General features: G+C 45.3%; 19 protein-coding genes. 8 read left to right on the top strand and 11 right to left on the bottom strand.

Annotated features, from left to right (window positions below; translation table 11 throughout):
• Nucleotides 1–29: 29 nt before the first annotated feature.
• Both HQRW_RS05195 and HQRW_RS05190 read right to left on the bottom strand, forming a co-directional pair.
• Nucleotides 30–683, bottom strand: coding sequence for a potassium channel family protein (locus HQRW_RS05195; RefSeq protein ID WP_014555747.1), 654 nt, complete (start codon nucleotides 681–683; stop codon nucleotides 30–32).
• A gap of 267 nt (nucleotides 684–950) precedes the next feature.
• A complete protein-coding gene (locus HQRW_RS05190; protein WP_014555746.1) occupies nucleotides 951–2,765 on the bottom strand; it encodes an SLC13 family permease in 1,815 nt (604 codons plus the stop codon).
• Between the two features lie 225 nt (nucleotides 2,766–2,990).
• Between HQRW_RS05190 and HQRW_RS05185 the strand changes: the two genes are divergently transcribed.
• Together HQRW_RS05185 and HQRW_RS05180 are read left to right on the top strand one after the other, a co-directional pair.
• Nucleotides 2,991–4,337, top strand: a complete 1,347-nt coding sequence (locus HQRW_RS05185) for an NRAMP family divalent metal transporter (protein ID WP_014555745.1) — start codon at nucleotides 2,991–2,993, stop codon at nucleotides 4,335–4,337.
• 163 nt (nucleotides 4,338–4,500) lie between these two features.
• The gene (locus HQRW_RS05180) at nucleotides 4,501–4,710 is read left to right on the top strand and encodes a YgaP-like transmembrane domain (RefSeq protein ID WP_011571224.1); all 210 of its coding nucleotides are present in this window, start codon (nucleotides 4,501–4,503) and stop codon (nucleotides 4,708–4,710) included.
• A gap of 237 nt (nucleotides 4,711–4,947) precedes the next feature.
• On the opposite strand, the gene HQRW_RS05175 is transcribed toward HQRW_RS05180, so the two are convergent.
• On the bottom strand, nucleotides 4,948–6,591 hold the full coding sequence (locus HQRW_RS05175) for a potassium channel family protein (protein ID WP_014555744.1): 1,644 nt from the start codon (nucleotides 6,589–6,591) through the stop codon (nucleotides 4,948–4,950).
• Nucleotides 6,592–7,034: 443 nt separating this feature from the next.
• Here HQRW_RS05175 and HQRW_RS05170 point away from each other — a divergent pair, with 443 nt between their 5' ends.
• From HQRW_RS05170 to HQRW_RS05155, 4 genes are all read left to right on the top strand, one after another.
• Complete coding sequence (locus HQRW_RS05170) at nucleotides 7,035–7,745, top strand: potassium channel family protein (RefSeq protein WP_014555743.1); 711 nt, start codon at nucleotides 7,035–7,037, stop codon at nucleotides 7,743–7,745.
• 483 nt (nucleotides 7,746–8,228) lie between these two features.
• On the top strand, nucleotides 8,229–9,593 hold the full coding sequence (locus HQRW_RS05165; protein ID WP_014555742.1) for an APC family permease: 1,365 nt from the start codon (nucleotides 8,229–8,231) through the stop codon (nucleotides 9,591–9,593).
• Between the two features lie 530 nt (nucleotides 9,594–10,123).
• Entirely contained in the window at nucleotides 10,124–10,507 is a 384-nt protein-coding gene (locus HQRW_RS05160; protein ID WP_014555741.1) for an ArsR/SmtB family transcription factor, read from the top strand.
• Nucleotides 10,504–10,806: a DUF7521 family protein gene (locus HQRW_RS05155; protein WP_011571219.1), complete on the top strand. Its 303-nt coding sequence runs from the start codon at nucleotides 10,504–10,506 to the stop codon at nucleotides 10,804–10,806. The genes HQRW_RS05160 and HQRW_RS05155 overlap by 4 nt, the downstream gene beginning before the upstream one ends.
• Before the next feature lie 253 nt (nucleotides 10,807–11,059).
• On the opposite strand, the gene HQRW_RS05150 is transcribed toward HQRW_RS05155, so the two are convergent.
• Both HQRW_RS05150 and HQRW_RS05145 read right to left on the bottom strand, forming a co-directional pair.
• A complete protein-coding gene (locus HQRW_RS05150) occupies nucleotides 11,060–11,773 on the bottom strand; it encodes a universal stress protein (protein WP_011571218.1) in 714 nt (237 codons plus the stop codon).
• 549 nt (nucleotides 11,774–12,322) lie between these two features.
• Nucleotides 12,323–13,141: a winged helix-turn-helix transcriptional regulator gene (locus tag HQRW_RS05145; RefSeq protein WP_231852432.1), complete on the bottom strand. Its 819-nt coding sequence runs from the start codon at nucleotides 13,139–13,141 to the stop codon at nucleotides 12,323–12,325.
• 975 nt (nucleotides 13,142–14,116) lie between these two features.
• Here HQRW_RS05145 and HQRW_RS05140 point away from each other — a divergent pair.
• Nucleotides 14,117–14,743 (top strand): nucleotidyltransferase family protein, encoded by a 627-nt coding sequence (locus tag HQRW_RS05140; protein ID WP_014555739.1) that lies wholly within the window; start codon nucleotides 14,117–14,119, stop codon nucleotides 14,741–14,743.
• Nucleotides 14,744–14,841: 98 nt separating this feature from the next.
• Here HQRW_RS05140 and HQRW_RS05135 read toward each other — a convergent pair whose 3' ends face one another.
• The 6 genes from HQRW_RS05135 to HQRW_RS05110 form a co-directional block, all read right to left on the bottom strand.
• Complete coding sequence (locus HQRW_RS05135; RefSeq protein ID WP_014555738.1) at nucleotides 14,842–17,316, bottom strand: xanthine dehydrogenase family protein molybdopterin-binding subunit; 2,475 nt, start codon at nucleotides 17,314–17,316, stop codon at nucleotides 14,842–14,844.
• Nucleotides 17,316–17,849 (bottom strand): (2Fe-2S)-binding protein, encoded by a 534-nt coding sequence (locus tag HQRW_RS05130; protein WP_014555737.1) that lies wholly within the window; start codon nucleotides 17,847–17,849, stop codon nucleotides 17,316–17,318. Before HQRW_RS05130 ends, HQRW_RS05135 begins: the two co-directional genes overlap by 1 nt.
• Before the next feature lie 93 nt (nucleotides 17,850–17,942).
• Complete coding sequence (locus HQRW_RS05125; RefSeq protein WP_014555736.1) at nucleotides 17,943–18,845, bottom strand: FAD binding domain-containing protein; 903 nt, start codon at nucleotides 18,843–18,845, stop codon at nucleotides 17,943–17,945.
• 100 nt (nucleotides 18,846–18,945) lie between these two features.
• The gene (locus tag HQRW_RS05120) at nucleotides 18,946–20,106 is read right to left on the bottom strand and encodes an XdhC family protein (protein ID WP_014555735.1); all 1,161 of its coding nucleotides are present in this window, start codon (nucleotides 20,104–20,106) and stop codon (nucleotides 18,946–18,948) included.
• Nucleotides 20,107–20,277: 171 nt separating this feature from the next.
• Nucleotides 20,278–21,477 carry a CaiB/BaiF CoA transferase family protein gene (locus HQRW_RS05115; RefSeq protein ID WP_014555734.1) on the bottom strand — a complete coding sequence of 400 codons (1,200 nt, stop codon included), beginning with the start codon at nucleotides 21,475–21,477 and terminating at the stop codon, nucleotides 20,278–20,280.
• 72 nt (nucleotides 21,478–21,549) lie between these two features.
• Complete coding sequence (locus HQRW_RS05110; RefSeq protein ID WP_049891672.1) at nucleotides 21,550–22,599, bottom strand: alcohol dehydrogenase catalytic domain-containing protein; 1,050 nt, start codon at nucleotides 22,597–22,599, stop codon at nucleotides 21,550–21,552.
• A gap of 345 nt (nucleotides 22,600–22,944) precedes the next feature.
• Here HQRW_RS05110 and HQRW_RS05105 point away from each other — a divergent pair, with 345 nt between their 5' ends.
• A complete protein-coding gene (locus HQRW_RS05105) occupies nucleotides 22,945–23,703 on the top strand; it encodes a cyclase family protein (RefSeq protein WP_014555732.1) in 759 nt (252 codons plus the stop codon).
• Nucleotides 23,704–23,870 lie beyond the last annotated feature (167 nt).

Below are 23,870 nucleotides of genomic sequence, written 5' to 3'. Positions count from 1 at the left end.
CCTCATTAGGGATATAACAGCGTTCTCACTCAGCCACGGAACAACTTCAGTACCTCATCGAGTACATCCGGTTCAACGCCGACAATATAGTACTCACCAGGTTCTAATGTTGTATCGGCGCGTGCGATTCGTGTTCGATTTTGACCCGAGATAATGAGACTCCCTTTTGGAAGGCTAATTTCTTCGAGCGCACTACTGGCAACTGGGGCATCTTCAGCCACTTTAATTTCTAATATTTCGAGGTCATGATGGGTCCCAATAATTGTTCGCACCTCATCACCTGAGAGGATATCAGCGGCAGTGCCCGCACTGAGCTTTTGCGGGAGAATCGTTGCGTCAGCAATCTCGTCGTACTCATCCTCAGTCCCTGTCCCGGTTCGAGCGAGTGTCCGAATATTCGGGGCGATCTGCTTTGCTGTCATACAGATTGCAAGATTGCTTCCAGGTTCGTCGGTCAACGCAGCAATGGCATCAGCCCGCTCAAGATCTGCCTGTTCGAGAATTGACGGCGCTGTTGCATCCCCCTGTAAGACCATCGCAACATATTCATCTGCTACCTCTTCTGAGCGAGCCTCCTCTTTTTCGATCAATACAATTTCATATCCACGGTCGGCGAGTTCCTGTGCAGTTCGTAGTCCGATACGCCCGCCGCCGGCGATGATGATACGTTTTGTTTTTGACATTGGTTTATGTTTAATTCTAAGATTTGAAGTCACTCGTCACGATTGATCACGAGTTGACACTGTGGTAATTGAGATGTGATACGCTCTTTTTTTACCGATTAGCAACGGAAGTATTCTCTCCGAGTGTATACGATTTATCTATATTCTGTCGGTAATTAAATCCATATGCAATATGCGCGACCCTGACAGACCATGTCCTGAAAGAAGCAAGTTCTGGGTCTGTCCCCACCGAATGATAGGAAGTCCTGAGGATGCGAGGAGAGTAGTTCATAGCCCCCAAAACATCGCGATTCCAAGGGTCGTCACGATAGCTAAGATTACTTGCAGCGGTCCACCAACGCGAGCGTAGTCACTGAACTCATAGCCGCCAGGACCATAGACAAAGAGGTTGGTCTGATATCCGACCGGTGACATGAAAGCTGTGCTCGCAGCGAATGTGACTGCAAGAATGAACGCGAATGCGTTTGCGTTTAATCGGGCGGCGGTGTCGGCGGCGATAGGAATGAATAATACGACGCTAGCTTGATTACTAATGAGATTTGTCATCGCAGCAGTTAGTAAATAGAATAGCCCAAGAACCGCGATTATGGGTAAAAAATCAGCTGTTGAGACGATAAGTGTTCCAAGCAGATCTGCACCACCTGTCTCAGATAGCGCTCTACCGAGCGGAATGACGCCTGATAAAAGAAAGATGACATCCCATTGCACGGCATCGTATGCTTCTGCTGGCTTGATAATATCAGTAACAAACATTATAATAACACCGCCGAGCGCAGCAACCATGATCGGGAGAATGCCAACTGCTGCCAGTGCAACGACCGAGAGTACAACGCCAACCGCAAGCGGGAGCTTCGATGAGCGAAACTGTTGGAGGTCAATTTCACCAGCCACGACCACATTTGGATCGTCTGCAAGGCGGTCAATAGTATTCGAATCAGACTCGACAAGAAGCATATCTCCAGGTTGGATCCGGTGTTCTGTAAGGCGTTCATGAGTGGTTTTCCCACCACGGCGAATTGCGAGGACACCCGCCTGGTATTGATCCTGAAATCCTGATGTCTCAATTGTTTCGCTGACCAGATCAGAGCCAGCAGTGATAACAATCTCAACGAGCGTTTGTCCGGGGGCAAGTGCGTCAAGATCACCCTGAGGTGTTACTTCCGGAACAAACTCAATTCCTTCGACATCATATAGCGTGCGCAGCGCATTCTCGGTGAGGCGGATCATAAAAGCATCGTCACTTTGTATTATCATTGACAATCGAGGTTCACGATAATAATCGTCTCGACGAATAAGTTGGGTAACATTTCCCTCAAACTCAATCTGCTGAAGTGCCTCTTGAATTGTCATTCCAACAAGCGGGGATGTATTACCGATGGTGATCTCAGTCAAGAACTCCTCTCTGTGAGTTGTTTCGAATTCACTTCGTGGTGTTACGTGCGATGGTGTAAGCCAATATCCGATAGTCAGCAGGTATGCCGCCCCGACGAGAAACACAAGCAACCCAAGTTGCGTAAATTCAAACATCGAGAACGCGTGCAGAGATGGGTAGTCTGTCGCCAGTCGACTCGCAATAGTGCTGGCGAGCAGGTTCGTTGATGTTCCAATGAGTGTCAACATTCCGCCAGCCATTGAGGCATACGAAAGCGGGAGTAACAACTTCGATGGAGAAGTCCCGTTCTCATGGGCGAGATCACTCACCATCGGGAGTAAGATTGCAACGGCTGCTGTGTTATTAATGATCCCCGAAAGCGGACCAACAATACCGATTGTTGCGCCGAGTTGTTTGTGGCTACTCTCGCCGGTGTAGGATGTAACTATCTCTTCTAGTCGCTGAATCACGCCTGTGCGCCGGACACCCTCGCTTAGAATCATCATTGCGAGAATTGTCATTGTCGCCGGATTCGCGAATCCAGAAACACCATCACGTGGGGAGATACCCGTCCATGGTCCCAACATCATGAGCGTTACCATAATGCCAAGTGCTGTGACATCAATTGGGACGGGCTCAGTGACAAATAAGACGAGCGCAACAATGATAATCAGAAAAACGAGTACCGTCCCAACAGTTACCTCAGGCATCGATATATCAATATAATATCAATATCATTACTACTTCTAATTGTCGTTATATGTTGTTTTTTACTTGATGTGGAGGCTCGAATGCTCAATTTTTCACATGCGTCTATACAAATCAGATGTGCTGAGTAAGATTGCACTGATACAGAATCACCGGATAAAAGAGATTTCTACTGTGGTAACACTGATTAATAATGTTTTAACCACCACATAATAACGGTAACATACATGAGTCAATCAACAGGCAAACAGCATTCACTGAGCGAGAAGATTTCACAGTTAGGTCCGACGTGGCTAGCAGGAGCGATTGCGGCAGGACCGGCTTCTATGGCAAGTTTACTGAGTGGTGGTGCAAACTTTGGGTACGCACTCCTCTGGGTTGTGGTCATCTCGGCTATTTTTGGTGCGTTGGCGCAGTATCTCGCAACAAAACTCGCATTGGAGACAAATGAGGGTCTTATCAAAACCGTTGAACGACGACTGGGGACAAAATGGGCATGGTTGTTGGTCGCGGATGTTGTCCTTGTTGCCGGTTTTGCACAATTAGTCATTATGAAAACTGTTGCCAGTGTTTCAGGATTATTAATGCCATTTGGTGCTGAGTCTTGGGGTGTTATATGGGCTGTCTTTCTCACGGTTGGACTCGCTGGTGGTGGATATCGAATTGCTGAAATTGGGGCGAAGGTAGTCGTCACAGGAGTTGTGCTTGCATTCATTGCGTCACTGTTTGTCGTTCCCATCGATTCAGGAGCCGCGGTCAGTGGACTCTTTCCGACAGTCCCGATTGGTGGCGCAATTGCCGCTGCCGGCATCGTTGGAGGCGCGGTTCACGTGACAATCATTACAATGCAGACTTACACGGTGAAAGCTCGTGGATGGACACAATCTGATGCTGATATCGCTCGATTTGATATTAGTGTCTCTATGCTCGTTGCGTTTGGAGTTTTTAGTATCGCCACATTTCTTGTCGCCGCTGGGGCATTGTTTGGGAATATCGATACACAAGGATTACAAGCGATTGGTGCAGCACAGGCGCTCGAACCAATTGCTGGCTCGTTCGCTCAACGAGTCTTTTTAATCGGGCTTCTTGGAGCGGCTGTATCGACACTTGGAGGCAATACTCTTGTACCGGTGTACGTCATCGCTGATAAGCTCACTTGGGAGACAAACGTAGAAGATACACGGTATCGAGTCCTGCTGGCTGGGACAGCACTTGTCAGTGGCGCTGGCGTGTTCATTCCCGGTGCGTTCTTAGGACAATTAGTGCTTGTGCTGGCAGTCGGGACAGTTGGGACACCATTTGCACTTGCGCTCGTATTAGTATTATTAAATGACTCACAAACAACTGGTGACCCTCCAAGTGTCGCTATTAATATCGGCGGCATTGCCGTATTCAGTGTTGCAAGTATACTTGCTGGGAACTTCGTGATTAGTCAGATTACCAGTGGTCTCACTCTCCTTTCAGGCAGTGTCTTGCTTTTCGCAGCAGTGATATTATTTGCGACGATCTTATTGATCGGGTCACATCTTCGGGCGCAACTTGGTGACGCTAGCACAACAGCCATTTCAGAATAGCGAGCCACCAATATCGTCGACGAGAAGAGATATGCACTACTTACACAGCTGACGTGTATTTGCCGTTTAAGTACTGCACACTCTTCGAGGGAATTCACATACCTGTTTCACTCCCTGTTACTGTGAGATAAAATATAAATCGGATGCGTCTCATTGTTCTTCTATGGTTGAAACGAACGTCGGCGGTCGCGACCGTCTCATGCGTGGAGTGTTTACCATTCTTCTGACTCTCACTGCAGTGAATACGCTTCAACAGAGGAAGTATAAATTTGCAATACTGGCTGCTGCTGGGGCGATCGGACTTGGATTTAATACAGTAACCTGTTTTTGTGGACTGAATGAAGCACTCGGTATTGATACGACTGATGAGTGATATATCAGAATACGGTTGATTTCTCTCACTGAGTCATGAAATAGTTGGAGCTATACCCCCAGAATAACTCAGTTGTGCACAGATTATTTTCATATCAAATATATAACTGATAATCACCTGAGCATCTGTGTCTCCCGCCGAGGCTTACAAGATTAAGGGTCAATCAACGTGACTCATGTCGATGCAAGAAGAAGAATAAAAACCGATTCACGCTCACTGAGACTGATCAAAGTGAAGTCATCTTGAGTATCTAAATGTCTCAGTAAAGTTATTTATCACATTACTACTCCCCGTGACGATGAATTGATCATTCTCTTTCATTCGCAAATCAGGCTCAGGGTTCGTCAGTAACTCACCGTCTCGTTCAATTGCGACAACTGTGGCCCCGGTTCTGTCGCGGATAGCTGCCCCACGAAGCGTCTGACCAGCAAGTTCAGGTGCAGTTGTCCGGACAATCTCGAACTGTGTTTCAAGCGTCAATACCTCTTCATCTTCTAAGAGAACCGAAGAAAGCATTCGTCCGGTGACTGTCGATAGCGAAAGAACATACCGAGCACCGGCTCGATACAGTTTTGCTGTGTTTTCGATACTATTCGCTCGTGCAATCATCTCAGTGTCAGGCGCAGACTCTTTGATAGCGACCGTCGCATACATCGTAGTCGAATCATCGTCAACTGCTAAGATAACAAATCGAGTGTTCTCAATGCCAGCTTTGGCAAATGTCTCCCTATTCGTGATATCGCCAGTCACGTCTACTCTATCATCATCATTCATATCTATCACGGTAGGCGATACGCCATTTTCCTCTAATGTCTCAACAGTTGATTGACCAACAACGCCGTATCCCGCGACGATAACCTGATCATTCGCAGAGAGCTTTGGAGAAACCGTTTGAGTGGTTACCTCTGTAAGCGCCTCATAACTTCCAGCGACCAATAAAAACATATTCTCATCTATTCGGATATCAGGTCCTGGTGCAGAGATAAACTTTCCATTGGACCATACCCCGATGATCGTGACACCCATTCGCTCTTGAAGCTTTAATTCTGCAAGCGTTTGGCCTGCAAGTTCGCTGTCGTCTTCGATGCGAAGTTCTGAAATATTAAACTCGTCACTCAATTCGACCGTTTGGAGAAGCTTTTGTGTAATTGGAAGCGTCGCCCTACTAGCAAGCGCATTTCCAAGAGCCTGTCGAGGTCGAATAACCCGGTCAGCACCTGCATACCGGTGATACTCCGCATCTTGCTCATTTTCAGCAACACTGATGATCCTCAGATCTTCTTCTAGTTCCTTTGCAGTCAGAATCACTGGGATATTTTCTGTATCAGAAACGTCAGTTACGAGCGCTTGAGCCGCAGATATATTCGCTGCTTTGAGTGCCTGCTCTTGTTCGGGATCACCACAAATTGCTTCGACTCCATTATTATTCAGCTCTAAGACTTTTTCAGCGTCGGTATCGATAATGACATATGGGACATCTGCAGCCTCAAGTTCTGATCGAAGGACATTCTCACGCGAATTGTATGAGCAAATAATAATATGATCGCTAATCGTGGTCGACTGCTGCGGGTTATTTTCAAGTGCCTGCTGAAAGAGTGGAATAGCAAACACTGGGAGTGCTAAGAAGACGAGGAGAACACCGGTAAGATTCATTCCAATCACGAGAAGGTTCATTGGAGCTGTGTTCCAATACTGAGTATCTCCTCCGAATCCGGCTGTTGTGAATATCTCAATAACGGTCTGTAACGACTGAAATATTGTTATGTTGACCCCTTCAAATCTGAATATTGCCCATTGATATAGAAGTGAATAAATCAATACGAGCAGTGCAACGCCAAATAACGATAATATAAAACGCTGCCTCCATCCGAATCGTGTCATATACGCCTAATAATCACTAAAATCGGGTGAAAACTTCTTTATCATTCTCCGATGGTAACCTCTTTCATGGAATTAAAACGTTGTCGAGTGGTTCGTCTGTGGTCAGCGATAATACGTCATGTGAGTGTGAGATAGAGATAAATTCAGACAAATATTACCTTTTCTATCCTAATAACCTGTCGAAAGTAATGAGTCAAAGTGCAATTCATGTTTATAATTATATGGTATTATCGAAGTGTGTATAAAAGTTAGATCTTTTATATATCATAAACGTAAATGTCCGTGATTACTATCACATCAGTATTATATTCTGTCTCAACATTCTGAAGCCAGTCGTGAAAGCGCATGAAGACCTGGTGTGTTGCGCTTTGGGAAGCAACCATTTTTGCGGAGCCCGCAAATACCCAATTATATTTTAAATCGACAAAAGGTAACTTTTTCTAGTGAATTCAGCGCTTGGATGCGTGAATGGTCCCAACTCAGACACGCAAAGGAATCGGACACCAGAACAACATATTATTATTGCCGGTGCAGGACGGATTGGACGTCGAACAGCTCAGCTGTTGACTGATTATGGTCATGAGGTCTATCTTATCGAGCGTCATTCTGAGAGCATTAAAGAGGTAATTGATGACTGGACAGGTGTCGTGATTGAGGGTGATGCAGAAGATCCACAGATTCTGCAACAAGCAGAACCATCACAGGCAGATGTCCTTGCCGCTCTGACCGGTGATGCAACAACTAACTTTGCGATTTGTGCGGAGATGCAACACCTGACGAGTAATCTTCGAACCATTGCGCGAGTTAATAGTCTTGAGCGATCGGATATAGAAAATGAATTCATTGACGAGATTGTATATCCTGAGCGGACCGGATCAAAAGCAACAGTCAATCGGATTCAAGAGGATGATGTCAGAACATTAGAACAGGTTACAGGAGACTTGAACATCCTCAATATTCGGGTGCACCCACAGTCCCCCGCAGCTGGTAAGCAATTAAATGAGATATTACTTCCTGATGGATGTCATGTAATTTCAGATGCTGAGGGGACCGAGGTTGCTCGTCCTGAAACGACTCTTGAACGGAGCCGCCGATATCTTGTTGCTGCGGAGGCGAGTATTCTTGATGATGTACAAAAGCTCTTGATTGGATGATCTGTATACGAGGACAGAATTTCAGGATGACTGTTATATCGGATGTATGAACTATACGACTGGTACTGAATGAAGTCTACCACAGACTGAGCAAAATAAATTAGATATGAAGCTCATCCAATCAATACTAACAAACATATGTACACAGCGACATTAATGACTTCAACGGATTCGATACGATTGAACAAATACCTCGTATTAAGTATCTTGAATCAATAATGACACACATTGCGATATTCAGTCGTTTTCTGTCAGCACAGATTGGTTCAATACTGTCATCCCTATCGCAAATTTTTGATCTTGATCTGACGGGTATTATAAATTCATTTTTAAAATTTTGATAGTACATACAGCAATTATGAACGCATTATTAACGCATTATTTTCATGTGGCGACACTCAAAAATAAACAGGGGCATAAGAATAAAAACATATTGCACAACTGGCATAACTCACACCTCACTCTTTTGGAGATGATTATCAGATGAAAAACGATCTCGAACGAGATCTTGGTCTGTATGCGACAGTCACGATTAGCATGGGCGCAATGATTGGCAGTGGTATTTTTGTGCTTCCTGCATTGGGATTAAAAAAAGCCGGACCAGCAGTCATTCTCGCCTATATTCTAGCGGGGTTGGTCGTCTTACCGGCCGCACTCTCAAAGGCAGAAATGGCGACTGCTATGCCTGAGTCTGGTGGGACATATCTTTATATCGACCGCGCGATGGGACCATTGGCTGGAACAATCGCTGGAATTGGCGCGTGGTTCTCGCTGGTGTTTAAGAGTTCCTTCGCATTAGTTGGACTCGGCGCATACCTGTTATTGCTTATCCCAATATCGGATGGATTAATCAAGATTGTCGCGCTCGGACTCGCAGCACTCATTGTTGTACTCAATATTGTCGGCACAGAACAAAGTGGCAAAGCTCAATCGATTATTGTCACTGCTGTTGTGTTTGCGCTCGCCGCATATGTTCTCAACTCAGGATTTATCATTGAGCCAACGCGGTTCCAGGGATTCACTGCAAAGGGGGCAGACGGAATCGTGACTGCAGCGGCGTTTGTGTTTGTCTCTTATGCTGGGGTAACAAAGATTGCAAGTGTCGCTGAGGAGATTGAAAACCCTGATCGGAATTTACCACTTGGAATTCTAATTTCAATGGGAGTGATGATGCTGCTCTATACGCTTGTGGTTGCAGTTGTGGTCGGATTGAATGACCCGAATGTCTTGACAACAAGTGGTCCAAATGGTGGACCATCACTAACCCCAATGGCAGACGGTGCAGATCAACTGCTCGGCGGGTTTGGTGTCGTCGCAATCGCGTTAATCGCAATACTTGCATTAACCAGTATGGCGAATGCCGGGGTACTAGCGTCTTCGCGGTTCCCATTAGCGATGAGTCGAGACTCACTGGCACCTACTCAACTTGCTACTGTGAGTAAACGATTCAGCACTCCCAGAAACTCAATTTTACTCACTGGCGGTCTGCTCTTAGCACTTATTGCATTTGTGCCAGTCGTTGAGTTAGCGAAGTTAGCGAGTGCATTCCAAATTCTTGTATTTTCATTTGTGAATGTCGCTCTTATTGTATTCCGTACAAGTGAGGTCGATTCTTATCAACCGTCATTTAAATCACCAGGGTATCCATACGTCCAGTTTGCTGGATTTTTCGGGGGATTGGCATTGCTCACGCAGATGGGAATGTTTCCAATCCTCGGTGCGGCTGGTATTATTGTCGGTGGTATCGGGTGGTATCTGATATACGGTCGAAGTCGAACCGACCGCGAAGGGGCACTTGGCGTCATTCTGGAGGGACAGCAGGACGGTGAAGTCGCCAGCAGCGATTAGATCAGTTGTGCTTATCAGTAGCGTATATAACGAGTTACGCTCATCTGTAGCAGTCAGTACCTGCGGAAGATTGGGTGTAGAGTCGGCAGAGTAACGAACTGACACCTGTGATCAGAGAGGGTCGAAACTACGGGTATTCGCTTTTACAGATGAGCGATGAGTTATAAGATCTGATATCGGTGCGCTCACTGCTCATTTGATGACAGGATTCGTCATATCGTGAGTATGATTAACTCAGCTATCGAGCGTCATGAAAGAAAGAAAACACAGTAATGATGATATTGGGAGGCGGCGTATCCGGTCTTCAGAAGAAGAGGTATCAGAACACTGAATTGAATGCTGCAGTAAGTATAGACCAGAACAAGACGGTGAAACCCGAGTTGAAACTGTTTGGTTCCTCTCAGTCGCTGGTATTCTGAGTACCGTTCCTTTCTGAGCCTACACTCGTACTCACTCTCCTAGTCCCGGAATAAAATTCATTGAGCTACACGTATCAATAAGAGTGACTGCAGGTCTGTGATTAATCACACGTGAGTAAAGCATGGAACCCAGATGATATATTTGACGTGTTGGCGAGTGAAGATGTTCGCCAGATTTTGGTCGCGACGAATGTTCGATCAATGTCTGTTAAGGAACTCGCTGATATCTGTGATCGATCATTGGCAACTATTTATCGACGTATCCAAGCCATGGAAAATTACAATCTTGTCTCGGAGGAAATCACACGGGATGCTGATGGAACCCAGTACAGTGAATACAAAAGCGAATTAAATGAAATTACGATAAGCGTCGAAGAGGGACAGCTTGATATCAACATCAATATTGAGAAAGATACGGTAGATCAGTTCGCTGAACTTATTGAGGATCTTGAACAATCACAAAAGCAGGATGATCAGTCGGATACAGACTCATGAGTAGCGACCCAACCCTCTGGATGTTACTGTTTAGTAATATCTTCGTCTTTGTTATCGGGGGGAGTCTCACTTATTATGGGTTTCGAGCCCAACGTCGCGTTGGCAAGCCGAATTTAAAGTACGCAACACTCGGCTTTGGGCTTGTTACACTCAGCACCATTGCTGAGGTTATTTATTCACCTGCTGTCATCGGTGTGTACGACATATCCGGATCCTCGCTGTTAATTCTCTACACAATTGAGTCGCTTCTGATTGGACTTGGATTAGCAAGCATTTATTATTCTGTTCGTGGCTCGTAGTCTCTGTGATTATAACGTCTTCGAGTGAAATAATACTACGGTAACTCATATCCACTGTATTATTCATCTGGGTTAGAGACGGACGGAAAATACCCAGATTGTTGATAGTCAGATAATCTATGGGATACATGGACTCAATCTGGTTTCTCCTGAAGATTCAGATGTCCCAACTATAAATAGAAAGGAGAGTGCCCGCGTCTTCAGGCGCGAGAGGATGTCAATACTATGATAGACAAGTGATATACAAAGTTATTTATGATACTTCTTCGGCGTTTCGGACGACAAAAGCAGGGTCCTCTGTGTCAGCAGTCACCTGTGCAGGAACATTGCCAAAGATTTGGTCGCGCAGTGAGGGTTCAGTTTCACCTAATACCAGGACATCAAACTCTTCACCAAGATCAACGATACTTTGAGTTGTATCATCATCTTCTGACAGTCGCTGGCTAATTCGATCAGCATCAACACCTGCCTGAATTAAGCGGTCTGTCGCATCTGAAAGAATTTCTTCACCTGGTATCCGGTCTGATTCCTCACCTCTGTGAAATAGCGTGACGGCTGCTCCCGTTGCCGTCAATAACTCCTCGGTAAATGAAAGGATTCGATCAAAGTTCTTCTTACCACGAAGGGGCACAAGAACCTGTGTAATCTCATCTGCGTCGCCTGAGGTCAAAATCACATCACATTCTTCTTCAACAGCGACACGGTCAATCGTCTTATCACGAGCCTTCCCGAACACGACCCGAGTAGTTACAGATGCTTCTACATCCTCAAGCGATTGCGCGAGCTCGGCAAGTTCTTCTCGAGCTTCATCCCCGAACTGATCACGGGCTGCTGAAGGTGGCGTTTGGTCTGGCAATCCATAGTGACCGAGTAGAACTACTTCCATCGATGTGATCGTTTTCGCTAACGCCGCTGGAACCGAGTCGGCATCTGGTAGTTCAAGCGGAACAAGGACTCGGTGTGACATAATCTAATTTACACTCACCAGTCACTAAAACCGCACGAAGTATGTACTGGGATGCTTCTGTTGAATACCCATGTTCGTCTGATGACGGGTATAGCTGAATAGAACCAAATTGAGCAATGATAATCGCAGAAATGATTCAAATATTTCAGCTGAATCGTCACCTGACCTCAGTGGGGATACGGAGAAATCTGAAATTATCAGTGTTTTCTCTGGAGTGCTGGTATGAGGAGTCAGTATTCATGATACATTGGTTCCATAATGACCTGAGACTGCGTCGCAGTTTCGTCATCAAAAAGTGCGATTTCGATCATCAGTAGCTGTTCAAAAATTAATCGGAATAAGTATATTCCCCTCTACCCAGCGGGGATCGCCTATCGCCTCTTTATTGTGACGTTTGTACTATCCCGATCGACTTTGATTTTGACCCTCTGATGAGTTGCATGAATCGGTATTTCTTGACAATCGACGTCGTCTTATGACTGTATTCAGGGATAACATGCTACTCATTTCGATTAAAGATCTGAGATTCGACGTCTGGATTAATACCTACTACTCGAAGGATTGCATAAGCGAATCTTTTCGTTTGTTACTAATTTCCACATCGTCCATCTCTTCTGATAACGCTGTGTATACAGACATTGAATATGCCTTTTGACCATATGCATCTCGAAGTGCCCGCTGTTTTGATTGGACTGCGAGGTAGTGTCGCTCTTCTGGCGGTAATCCTAATCGAAATTCAAGATTATTGAGACGCATTCGTATGTCATCGCGCTGAACCGGCTTCTGTAAGTAATCATCAATTGGTAGTCCAACAATACTTTCACTCGGCTCAACGCCGCTGACGACTAAAATGAGACAGGTATCGATCTTTCTTTTCAGTGTCTCTGCAACTTCATCACCGGAAATGCTCGGAAGTCTTCGATCAAGGATGCTAATCGTTTCTTCATTTGTTATCGATGAAAGTGCTTCCTCAGCAGAGGTATAATAACGTGCATCATAATCCTCTGAAAGATAATTCATATATAATTCTGCGACCATCGATTCATCTTCAATTATTACTACGTTCTGCTCAGTATCATGTTGTGTTTTCCATTCAATTAGTGACTCAAGAATCTGAGCGAATTTTTTACCCTTAGTGGTGAGTTTATATACGCCTCCTTGTCTCTGCTCATCGTATTTAACAAGATTGCGTTCCCGAAGATCTGTAAGGCTCGTTGAAAGCATCTTGGCAGTGACTTCTGAAACTGTAGAGCTAATGTCGGTGTAAGATGCCTCAGAATGGATATTGATTGCATACAATACCGGAGCGTTCCATTTTCTTGAAAACACATCTATCGCCAATCTCAGATCATTGATCACTTCTGTCATATTCCTATCAGCCATTGAATTGATCAGAATGTTTTCATCGAGACATCAAATTCATACCAGTACATGTACCCGTTAGATAATACTATCTCGAATGTATTGAATGTGTAGTTTGAGTGATTTATTCCACTTTATTTACCCACCGGCGAGATATATTGTCCTTTGAGCTAAACGAAAATATAGTCAAAATTCTTTATTATCGCAAATATATTATAAACTCACTAGGTTTAATCACATCCAGTCGGCATTACATGTTCTAGGATGATTGCTAAATCCTGTCAGTACCGATCATTTATCTATCAAGAGTTGATACGTGGTTAACTGAACACAAATTTATATACAAAATCGATTGGATGTTAACCGAAATATATGCTCTATATTAAAATAATCACTTTTGAATTATAAATCATGTATTTATCATTAATCGAGTAAACAAAGAGTGAAAATAAATGCGTATTTCGGCTATTTATCTGTCTTTATGCATATTGAATACTATCATTACTAGGATCGAAGATAGTCTATAAACTATATCTCAGCCTAGAGAGCGTTATTATCAGGCATTCTAAAATATAAGATATCGATTATATAAATATAGATGTTTGTATCCACACCTATCAAACTCAAATAGCTTGATTTGATTGGCAACCTGCAAAAAATGAATATTGTGGGTAGATATATCGAGAGAGTAACACAGCGTGTGTAGTCATATATTTGACCATGTTGTCTCCAGGTATTGTTTATAAGCTTGCATCAAGAGAGATGATACAGATAGCATATCAATGATTTCTCGATGACTCGTACAAACTCATATTTCATGAGAATTAGTCGCCGACACGGCTTTTCGCTTAGCGTCTGTAGAAATCGTATCGGTTGGACTGTTCCATTCAGATCAAGGTATTATTTTCGTCGATAGGGTTATTAACACTCACTCGATATTTCTGTTTATTCAAGTCACATCAGTATTTATCAAGAAACAATATGAATAATGATCCATTCCCGGTCATTTCGCCACCGAATGAATCGGAGCAGAACTCAGACGTGCAGGCAGTGTTACTTGCTGCTGGCATGAGTTCACGTTTCGGTGAGAAGAACAAACTCGTTCAGTCAATAAACGGGGGCTTGGTTATCCGACAAGCCGCAAAGACACTGCTTGCGGCTGATTTATGCACAACCGTCGTCCTCGGACATGATGCTGACCGGATCCGAGAAGTGCTATCGGATCTATCCGTTTCGTTTCGAGTGAATAATGAATATGAGACTGGGCAGGGCACGTCAGTTAAGATAGGGACTCAGACAGCAGTTCAAAGCGAAGCTGATGCTGTGATTATTGCACTTGGGGATATGCCAAACGTCTCAGTATCAAGCGTCCAGGCATTAATCGCAACATACGAGTGTCACTCACGATCAGCACTGGCGTCTGCATACATGGGACAACGAGGGAATCCAGTGTTATTCGATCGAAAACACTTCGATTCGCTGACTGAGCAACAGGGAGACACCGGAGGACGATCGATACTATTTGAAACAGGGGATACAGCACTCGTTGAAACTGATGATCCAGGCGTGGTGTACGACATCAATACTCCATCTGATATAACTGGATAATCCCTTATTGTGTCTGCGGATGTACGGTCGGTCGAGGCGACTGCCCCGGGGCTTTGATGATGATGGTGATGGTGATGTGGATGTGACCCCGGGTGAGTTCACGAACTCGTATCGCTTTCGCGAACCCATTCGCGGATACGGTTAGATGTAGCCGGCACACGGTCAACCACGATGTCAAATGGCTCTAACGCGCGATTAATTGCCGTGGCAATCGCAGGTGGTCCATCAATCATCCCTCCTTCGCCGGTGCCTTTTGCTCCCGTTTCGGTGAATGGTGATGGAGTTTCAGTATGTTCCATTTCAATCTCTGGGACATTCTGTGTCGAAGGAAGCAGATAATCAGAAAGTGTTGTTGATTGCGGTTGCCCAGCATCATCATATACAAATTCTTCCAGTAGTGTTGCGCCAATCCCCTGGGCGATGCCGCCGTGAGCCTGTCCTTCAACGATTGTTGGATTAATCTGGGTTCCACAGTCCCGTAATGAGTAGAACTTCAGCACCTCCACATTGCCGGTCTGTGTATCAACCTCGACAATCGGGGCGTTCGCCGCGAACGCTGCTGTTGGATATACAGGATATTTATTAGTGAATGCCTCTTCATATTCTTCATTATCATAGACAGGATGTTGATAATCATAGGAGGCATTGGTGAGGGGTGCATCATCATCATCACGCTCTGATGCTATGTCAGCAAGATCTGCCATTGTGAGATGTTTTTCCTCGCTGATGATCTCGACACCACCGTCGTGATAGCTTACTTCCTCTTTTGATACGTTCCAATACTCAGCAGCCAGGTTTTCAAGATTAGACGAAAGCGTATCGGCGAGACCAGCAGCAGCACCCGAGAGCATTACTGCCATTCGTGAAGCGGCTGCACCATACTCTGTGGGTGCTTCGACACTATCAAGATAATCAACCTCAATATCGCTTGGTATCAATCCAAGTTTGTCCGATAATAACTGTTTGATGATTGTTTGATGCCCCTGTCCAGAGGAATCTGCAGCGAGATACACTAACAAGCGACCGTCATCCTCTATCTCACATCGAAGGTGCTCAGGGAGTTCTTCCACATCGTCCATTTCACGCTCAGAGAGTTGCTCACGATCTGAACGCTGACGGTTGGTCCAGTCGGCACCGCTCACACCGGGTTCAACGTGGACTGTATAACTAACACCTCGGTATTTCCCTTCAGCTTGACGCTGTTCAATAATATCAGGATCAAGAAGTCCGCCCTCTGTTTGCTCTTCATCTTCAACAAGTTCTTTAATTCGAGTGAGCGCTGCTGGGAAGTCCCCAGAGTCATACATATTCTTTGTTGGGAGTTTATGTGGCATCTGCTCTGGCTGAACCAGATTCCGCTGGCGAAATTCATATGGATCCATCTCAATCTCTCGAGCAGCCTCATCAACAGCCATTTCGAGAGCGTACAGATGCTGTGGAACACCGAATCCACGGTAAGCTGTTTGTGATGTCTTATTAGTTAATACCAACTCATATTCATACCGCACATGATCGATATCGTATGTATTCGTGACGTTCGTGAGTGGTTTTAATGTCTGATTAACCGGATATCGTGGGTATGCACCAAAGTCATCGGTGAAATTCACATCAATACCCTGAATTATGCCATCATCGTCAAAGGCAATTCGAAATGAGTACTCTCGGTCTGAAGAATGCATATCTCCGCCTTTCATGTTCTCAATTCGGTCTTCAACATATTTTACTGGAGTTCCATCGAGTTGTTGACTCGCAATCGCAGCAAGCGTGCAGTAGCGATGAAGGGCGATTTTTGTCCCATAGCTCCCACCAACATCTGGTGGAACATTTAAGACCACATCATCTGGGTCATACCCCAATGGCTCATAAATTGTGTCATCGACCAACGTGTGAAGCTGAATATTGCAGTCAATATGGAAGCTATCAGTCTCAGTATCGTATTCGGCGACGACCCCAGCCGTCTCAAGTGGGACTCCAGAAATGCGCCCCCATGAGTATTGATTTTCGATGACATTGTCAGCCGACTCGAAGGCATCTTTCACCTCGCCAAAGTGCAAACATTCACTATCAGGAACGTTCGTGCCAAGTTCATCATGGATGACTATGTTATCCTGACACGCGTCACGTGAGTCAATGACTGGTTCTTTAATTTCATATTCTACATCAATCAGATCGATCAAATCCTCAACGATATATCGATTATGTGCAATGACCAATGCAACTGGTTCACCAACAAAATTGACCGTTTCTTTCGGTAATGCCCATTCTGAAATACCATTAAGCCCACAAGGCATTGGATGATATTCTGCAGCAATATCTTCACCGGTTAATATAAGACGACAGTCAGGATGTGCTTCGGCAGCACTGACGTCGATATTCACAATATCAGCGCGTGCATGCGCACTCCGCAAGAAACCCATACTTACTGAGTTGTCTGGCGCTATATCATGGATATATTCTGCACGACCAGTAAGGATACGATGATCCTCGACGCGATTTAATCCCTTTCCGACAAATTTCTCAGTATCACTGGCAGTGTCGGTAACATCGCCTGTGGTGGTGTCTGGTTGTGACATTAATTATCCTCCAGTTTCATTGACTCATCATCGGATATGTTCTCGGCTGCTCGATCAACAGCCTCATAGATATTTTGATATCCTGTACATCGACAGATGTTCGAAGAAAGGTGTTTTTTTGTCTGCTCACGAGATGGACTGGGATTATCTGTAAGTAAGTCATATGTTGACATAACAAATCCGCTGGTGCAAAATCCACATTGAAGCGCATGTGATTCATGAAAGGCCTGCTGAACAGGATGTAACGAGCCATTTTCAGATAGTCCTTCAACAGTAAGGATTTCATCGCCGTCAGTCTGTACTGCATACATTAAGCAACTCTTGACAAGGTCGCCATTAACACTGACCGTGCAAGCACCACAAGCACCATGTTCACACCCAACTCGAACACCATTGAGGTTAGCGTGATACCGGAGAAAATCGGAGAGTTTGATCCGTGGCTCGATTTCTGAGGTTATTTCTTCACCATTCACTGTGATCGATACTTCCCGCGTCGGACGTTCGTCAACTGCTTTATTTTTATCAATGCTCATAATATATCATGTTATTTACTACGAATGAGATGATATAAATATGTCTTTGCTGAGGACATCGTTGATATGATACTCATAGCTGTTATCAGGCATTTATACAACAATTGGCTCAGCAGTCGCACGGTCGTATGACCGTCGAAAGACTCGTTTAGTCAGTTCGCAAGCCAACTCTCGTTTATACGTCTTATCGGCATGGAGTTCACTCTGAGGTTGCACCTCATCGTAGGCACGTTCACCGGCGGTGCGAAGTGTTTGCTCTGAAATCGGTTCACCCTCAATTGCAGCCTCAACGCTTTGCAGTCTAAGTGGGACATCAGCAGCATTCGCATAGCCAACGCGAGCCTCTTCGATAACTGGATTTTGATGAGTCGGATCAGCGACTCTGACAGCGCTTGCAACACTCACGATTGGCCACGATTGTGCAGCTTCTTTCTTTCGCAAGAATGCCATTCCTGTTCGGTGACTTGGGAACGGTTTCTTTGAAAATCGAGCACACTTGATGAGTTCATTCTCGTTGATGCTATCTGTCGTATCCGCAGTAAAGTAGTCCGTAGCATCAACAGTTCGGGTGTGATCAGTAGATAGTAACTCAATTTCACCACCCATTGCTACAAGTACCGAAGGGTAATTACCGCCAGGGTCAGCTTCACCAATGCTTCCACCAAGCGTGCCGCGATTACGGACCACAGGTCCGGCTATCTTCCCTGCAGAGATAGATAAAATTGGGAACGCCTCTGTCAGTGCTGATGACTTCTCCATGTCGCGATGTCTGACCATCGCACCGATCTCAATCTTCTTATCACCAATATCAAGATAATCAAGTTCTGTAAGCCCATTTATATCGATGATGTGATCTGGGGTAGCGACTCGATTTGACATTGCAATCCCAAGTGATTGATTACCTGCCATAAGTTCTGCTTCTGGGAGCTCAGCAAGCAATCTCGTCGCTTCTGAAACACTATCTGGGAGATGATACTCGAATGCAGCGGGTTTCATTGATTTTCACCCAACTGTTTTTGTTGATACTGAATGAGGGACGTTAGTCGTACACATACCATTTGTATGCAGACTAATAGTGAAATTGTCTGTATAAACCTTACTCCGAATTACCTTTTTGACCTATTCGTGAATGGATATATCCTGCTTGCTCACACAGTTGTCCGCCTGTGCGGTCATTACTCACCGCGAGAGCCTCACTTACAATGCTGAGTGCAATCTCGACTGGCTCACCGCCACCAAGGTCGAGTCCAACCGGAGCTGAGATCCGATCAAGATCCGCTGCTGTGAGTTGCAGACCGTCTTTCATGAGTGACTCTCGTAGCTCTTCAAAACGCTCATTTGGACCCATGATCCCGATATGTGGCACCTCAGTCTCACGAAGCAGCGTCTCGACAGCTAATTTATCATCAAGTAGATTATGTGACATTACAATGGCGTACGTAGTTTCATCAGTGTTAACATGAGTAGCAATCTCAGTTGGGTGTCCAGTAGTAACACTGTCTGCTATTGGGATTGATGATTCATCAATCGCTCCACGTCCAGAGTGCACATGAGTTCGAAATCCGACTTGATTGGCGAGTTGAGTCACCGGTGTAATATCTCTTTGCCCACCGAATATGAGCAGATCATCAGTGGGTATCAATCCATCAATTAATACGCGCGTTTCATCCAATTGAGCCACGTACGTTTGATTCGTAGAGTGAACACTGGCGATTTTATCATCGACTGATTCAATCAATGCACTAGGTATCTTGCGACGAGTCTTAGCGTTTCGCCGGGCATTATCCGTAATTACGGTACGACTTCCCCTCGGCAGAGAGCCCTCAGAATCAATGACAGTGAGGACGGTTACTGGGTCATTATCGGCTACTGTGGCGAGTGGATAATCCCAGCTTGCGTCTAATGGCTCAACAAATAACTCAATAACACCATTACATCCCAGACCAAGTCCCCATGCCTCGTCATTATTCTCCATAAGATCAAACACCTCGATGCGTGGTTCATCTGTCTCAATGACATCATGCCCAATATCAAGGACCATGTCCTCAAGACATCCAGCCGTGACTGCACCATAATTACGCTGGTCTGCTGAGATTAACATCTTCGCTCCTGGGCGACGATATGCTGAACCCTCAACAGTCATAACAGTTGCAACAGCTGCTGATTCACCTGCTTCGCGCAGGCTCCGTATTTCTTTACGGAGATCTTTCTCTGTGACACTCCAAGGGTCATCAGTATCGATATGTGATATATTCATTGTATCACTATTCCGTGTTGATGACTCCATTGGAACAGGCACATGTCGATACCACAGCAGACTGAACAACCGGTGTGATGAATGTTAGTACCAGTACCAGTACCAACACCAACACCAACACTAACTCCGATAGCGACTGTGGTCGCAGCTGCGGTTATACATTTTAATTGTTTATTCAGAATCATTGTTACCAAAGACACCCTTTTTCCGGAGGTGTTCGAGTTTCTGTTCAGTATATCCGAGTTCAGCGAATACCTCATTGGTGTGCTCGCCAAGTTTAGGCGGTGGAGCATCAAATCCAGACTGAGCGTTTTTGAAATTTAATGGGTGTTCGATGACTGGAATCTCACGATTACCGTCAGTAATTGTGTTAATCATTCCACGGGCATCAGTCTGCTCGTTAGAGAGCGCATCTGCAACAGTCTGGACAGGACCGGCAGGGACCCCTGCATCAGTGAAGACTGTCATCCACTCATCAGTGGTCCGCTCGGATAATGCTGTTTCAAGTTCTACTGCAAGAGCGTCCATATTCTCGACTCGGTCGGCATTTGTCTCAAATCGCTTATTTTCGCTGAGATCTGGTCGTTCAATCGCATCACAAAGAGCCTGCCACAGCTTTTCATTCAAACAGGCGATATTGATATACCCATCACCAGTTTTAAGCGTTTGATATGGAGCAAGCACAGGGTCTTGTGTGCCCATCCGTTCTGGGGTTTCATCCGCGAATACTTTTCCAGCCTGCTTCGTGAGCCATGGTAGCGTTGCGTCCAGCATTCCAAGCTCAATATACTCACCTTCATCTGTCCGTTCACGTCGATATAATGCCCCCATAATACCGAAGGCTGCCCACATACCAGTGATGAGATCTGTCTGCGGGAGCCCAACTTTAGCTGGATTACTATCAGCCTCACCGGTGACTGACATAATACCACTCAGTCCCTGAACGAGCAAGTCGTATCCAGGTCGTTCACTCCAAGGTCCTGTGTTACCGAACGCAGAGATATCGCAATATATGAGACTATCATTATATTTTGTGAGATCATCATATGCAATATCAAGTCGGTCTGCTGTACCAGGTCGAAAATTCTGGATAACGACATCTGCTGCCTCAACAAGATCATATAACGCCATCTTCCCGGGTTCGGTTTTTAAATTGAGCTCAATACTCCGCTTATCATAATTAACAGTCCAATAATATGGGGATTCCCCGTTAATGAATGGCGGACCGGAATGACGAATATCATCACCCACGTCAGGTCGTTCAATTTTTATTACGTCTGCGCCTTGTGCTGCGAGCATCAGCGAAGAGAACCCACCTGTTACAAATGTCGATAAATCAATAACTGAGACATCATCTAACACTGGTTTCATCTCCCCTCATACTGTGTGTTATTGTATAACTCAGGTAAGTATGTACCGGCTATATGCTCCACCCGCGCTGACTCAGCGAGGAGTTAGCATCGTTGTTCCGAACGTCTCGCCTGCACGAAGTTGTGCATGTATCGCCGGGACTTCATCAAGCCCAACTGTGTCACGGACAACATGATTGATCCGATTATCCGCAAACATCTGTGCGGCTCGGATGACCTGATCAGAGGTTGCATATCGGGATCCAATAAGACTTGTCTCAGTATAAACAAACTGTTTCAAAGGGGGTGCAAAAGATCGATCATGATGTGTTGTTAGCGTTACTAGACACCCCCCCATCCCTAACAGGTCCCATGCATCTTTGATTGTATTTATATCGCCGACTGTGTCAACAATAACAGTCGGTCCACCGGCATAGGAGGTAGCATGCTGAACTTGGTCTGCAAAATCATCACGACTGGCATCGACAGTTTCTACCGCTGAACCAGTCATCTCATCGATATGTGTGAGTTGTGTCTGATTCACATCAGCTGATATCACGTTTGCACCGCGACTTGCAGCCAGTTGCGAAAGATGAATTCCGATACGTCCTGCACCACCGAGGATCAAAACTGTATCGCTGTCAGTGATATCGGCACGCTCACATACATGCAGCGGAGTCGCCAATCCATCAGCAGCTAGCGCTGCCGCGGTGAATGAGCACTCATCGGGTATCGGAATCGCATTTGCAGCCGGGATAGTCGCATACTCCGCGTATGCACCATCACAATTGACACCGACCCAGCCATCAAAATCTGTACATTGGTTACGATTGCCCTGTCGACAGGCTTGACACATCCCACAGGTCAAATAAAAGTACGACAGTACGCGATCACCGGGGGCAACCGAGGAGACCATTGGACCGACAGCATCAATAACACCAGCGAACTCATGACCTGGAATTCGAGGGAGTAATGATGGATCATCAGAAAGCCCACCTTGGATTGCATTCTCAACAGTTCGGGTGATTGCACAGGCTCGAACCGCGATGCGGACTTCATTTGGACCCGGTTCCGGCTGAGTAACCGTGTCAACAGACAATTCACCACCCCACTCGGAGAGCATAACAGCGGACATTTCACTCATAAATAACAATCAATGACCAATGTTACATATATGTTGACTATTCACATACTGACAGATGCTGCCTATGCAAAATAACAATACATACCATCGAGTGATAATCATACTAGCTTCTCAGGTGGCACTATAGTTATTTTATCTGACCAGTAGTGGTCATTTTCGCTAATGAAAAATCAAATGATACGTACACTTACATTCATAGACTCGATACACGATTGAGGCGGACAACTCGGCTGCGAGTTGTAGGGAATAATGAATGTTCTCAGTTCAACCAGCTAGATAGGCAGATAAATGATAGTGACTAATTCCCAAATATTTAATTTAACTGGCGAATGAGAAGTAACACGAATGCTTGATGGTTATGAAATGTATGACTTGACACAGCCATGGTCACAGGAGACTCCTGCATGGCCGACATATGACAATCCAAAGATATGGTATGAAAAGAGTCTTGATACCGAGAAGGTGAATGGACAAAAAATTGAGTTCATGAATCATACCGGAACGCATCTTGATGGCGAAAAGCATTTTATTGCACATGGGCGAGACATTGCTGATATGTCTTTGAATGAGTTAGTTGGTGATGGAGTCATTGCAGACATATCCGATCAAGTCGGTGATTATGACATCTACACAAGCGAAATGATTGAGCAGGCTGCTGATGTTCGAAAAGGTGACATCCTGTTCATACATACAGGATATCAAGATCACGCATGGCACCGTGAGGAGGCTGATCCACACAAATTCTTCTGTAAACATCCCGGTCCAAACGCGGAGTTCGCTGAGTGGTGCAAAGAGATGGAGATTAATTATCTTATTCTTGACTGTGGAAGCGCCGATCATCCAATGAACACCGTGATCCGAGATATCCGCCCGGAGCTCGCCAGAGAGGCTGCTGAGCACTTTGAGGTTGATGATCTTGATGAGATATTTCCACCTGAAGGCTACCAGTTGATGCATACTGAGCTCTTTCCTGAGGGAATCGTTCATGTTGAGAACGCCCAGGTTCCAACAGAGTTGCTCGGTGAGCGTGTCCAGATTGGGACATTCCCATGGCGATTCCGCGGTGGCGAGTCCAGTGTCTCTCGGTGTGTCGCATTCAAATAAATATCCACACCATACTCTTGGGGCAATCGCATCGACTGCCTTACAGACGTGAAAAACTACTCTACTCGAAATTTTATCATTTATATTGTTTCATATGGGCAATTTTATGACATAATAATATGATTTTGATTTCACTGCAATACGTACTGGTATTACACTCATAGTGA

It is taken from the genome of Haloquadratum walsbyi C23 (assembly GCF_000237865.1).
GTDB classification, from domain to species: Archaea; Halobacteriota; Halobacteria; order Halobacteriales; family Haloferacaceae; genus Haloquadratum; species Haloquadratum walsbyi.
This window is presented reverse-complemented; position numbering and strand designations above follow the sequence as displayed.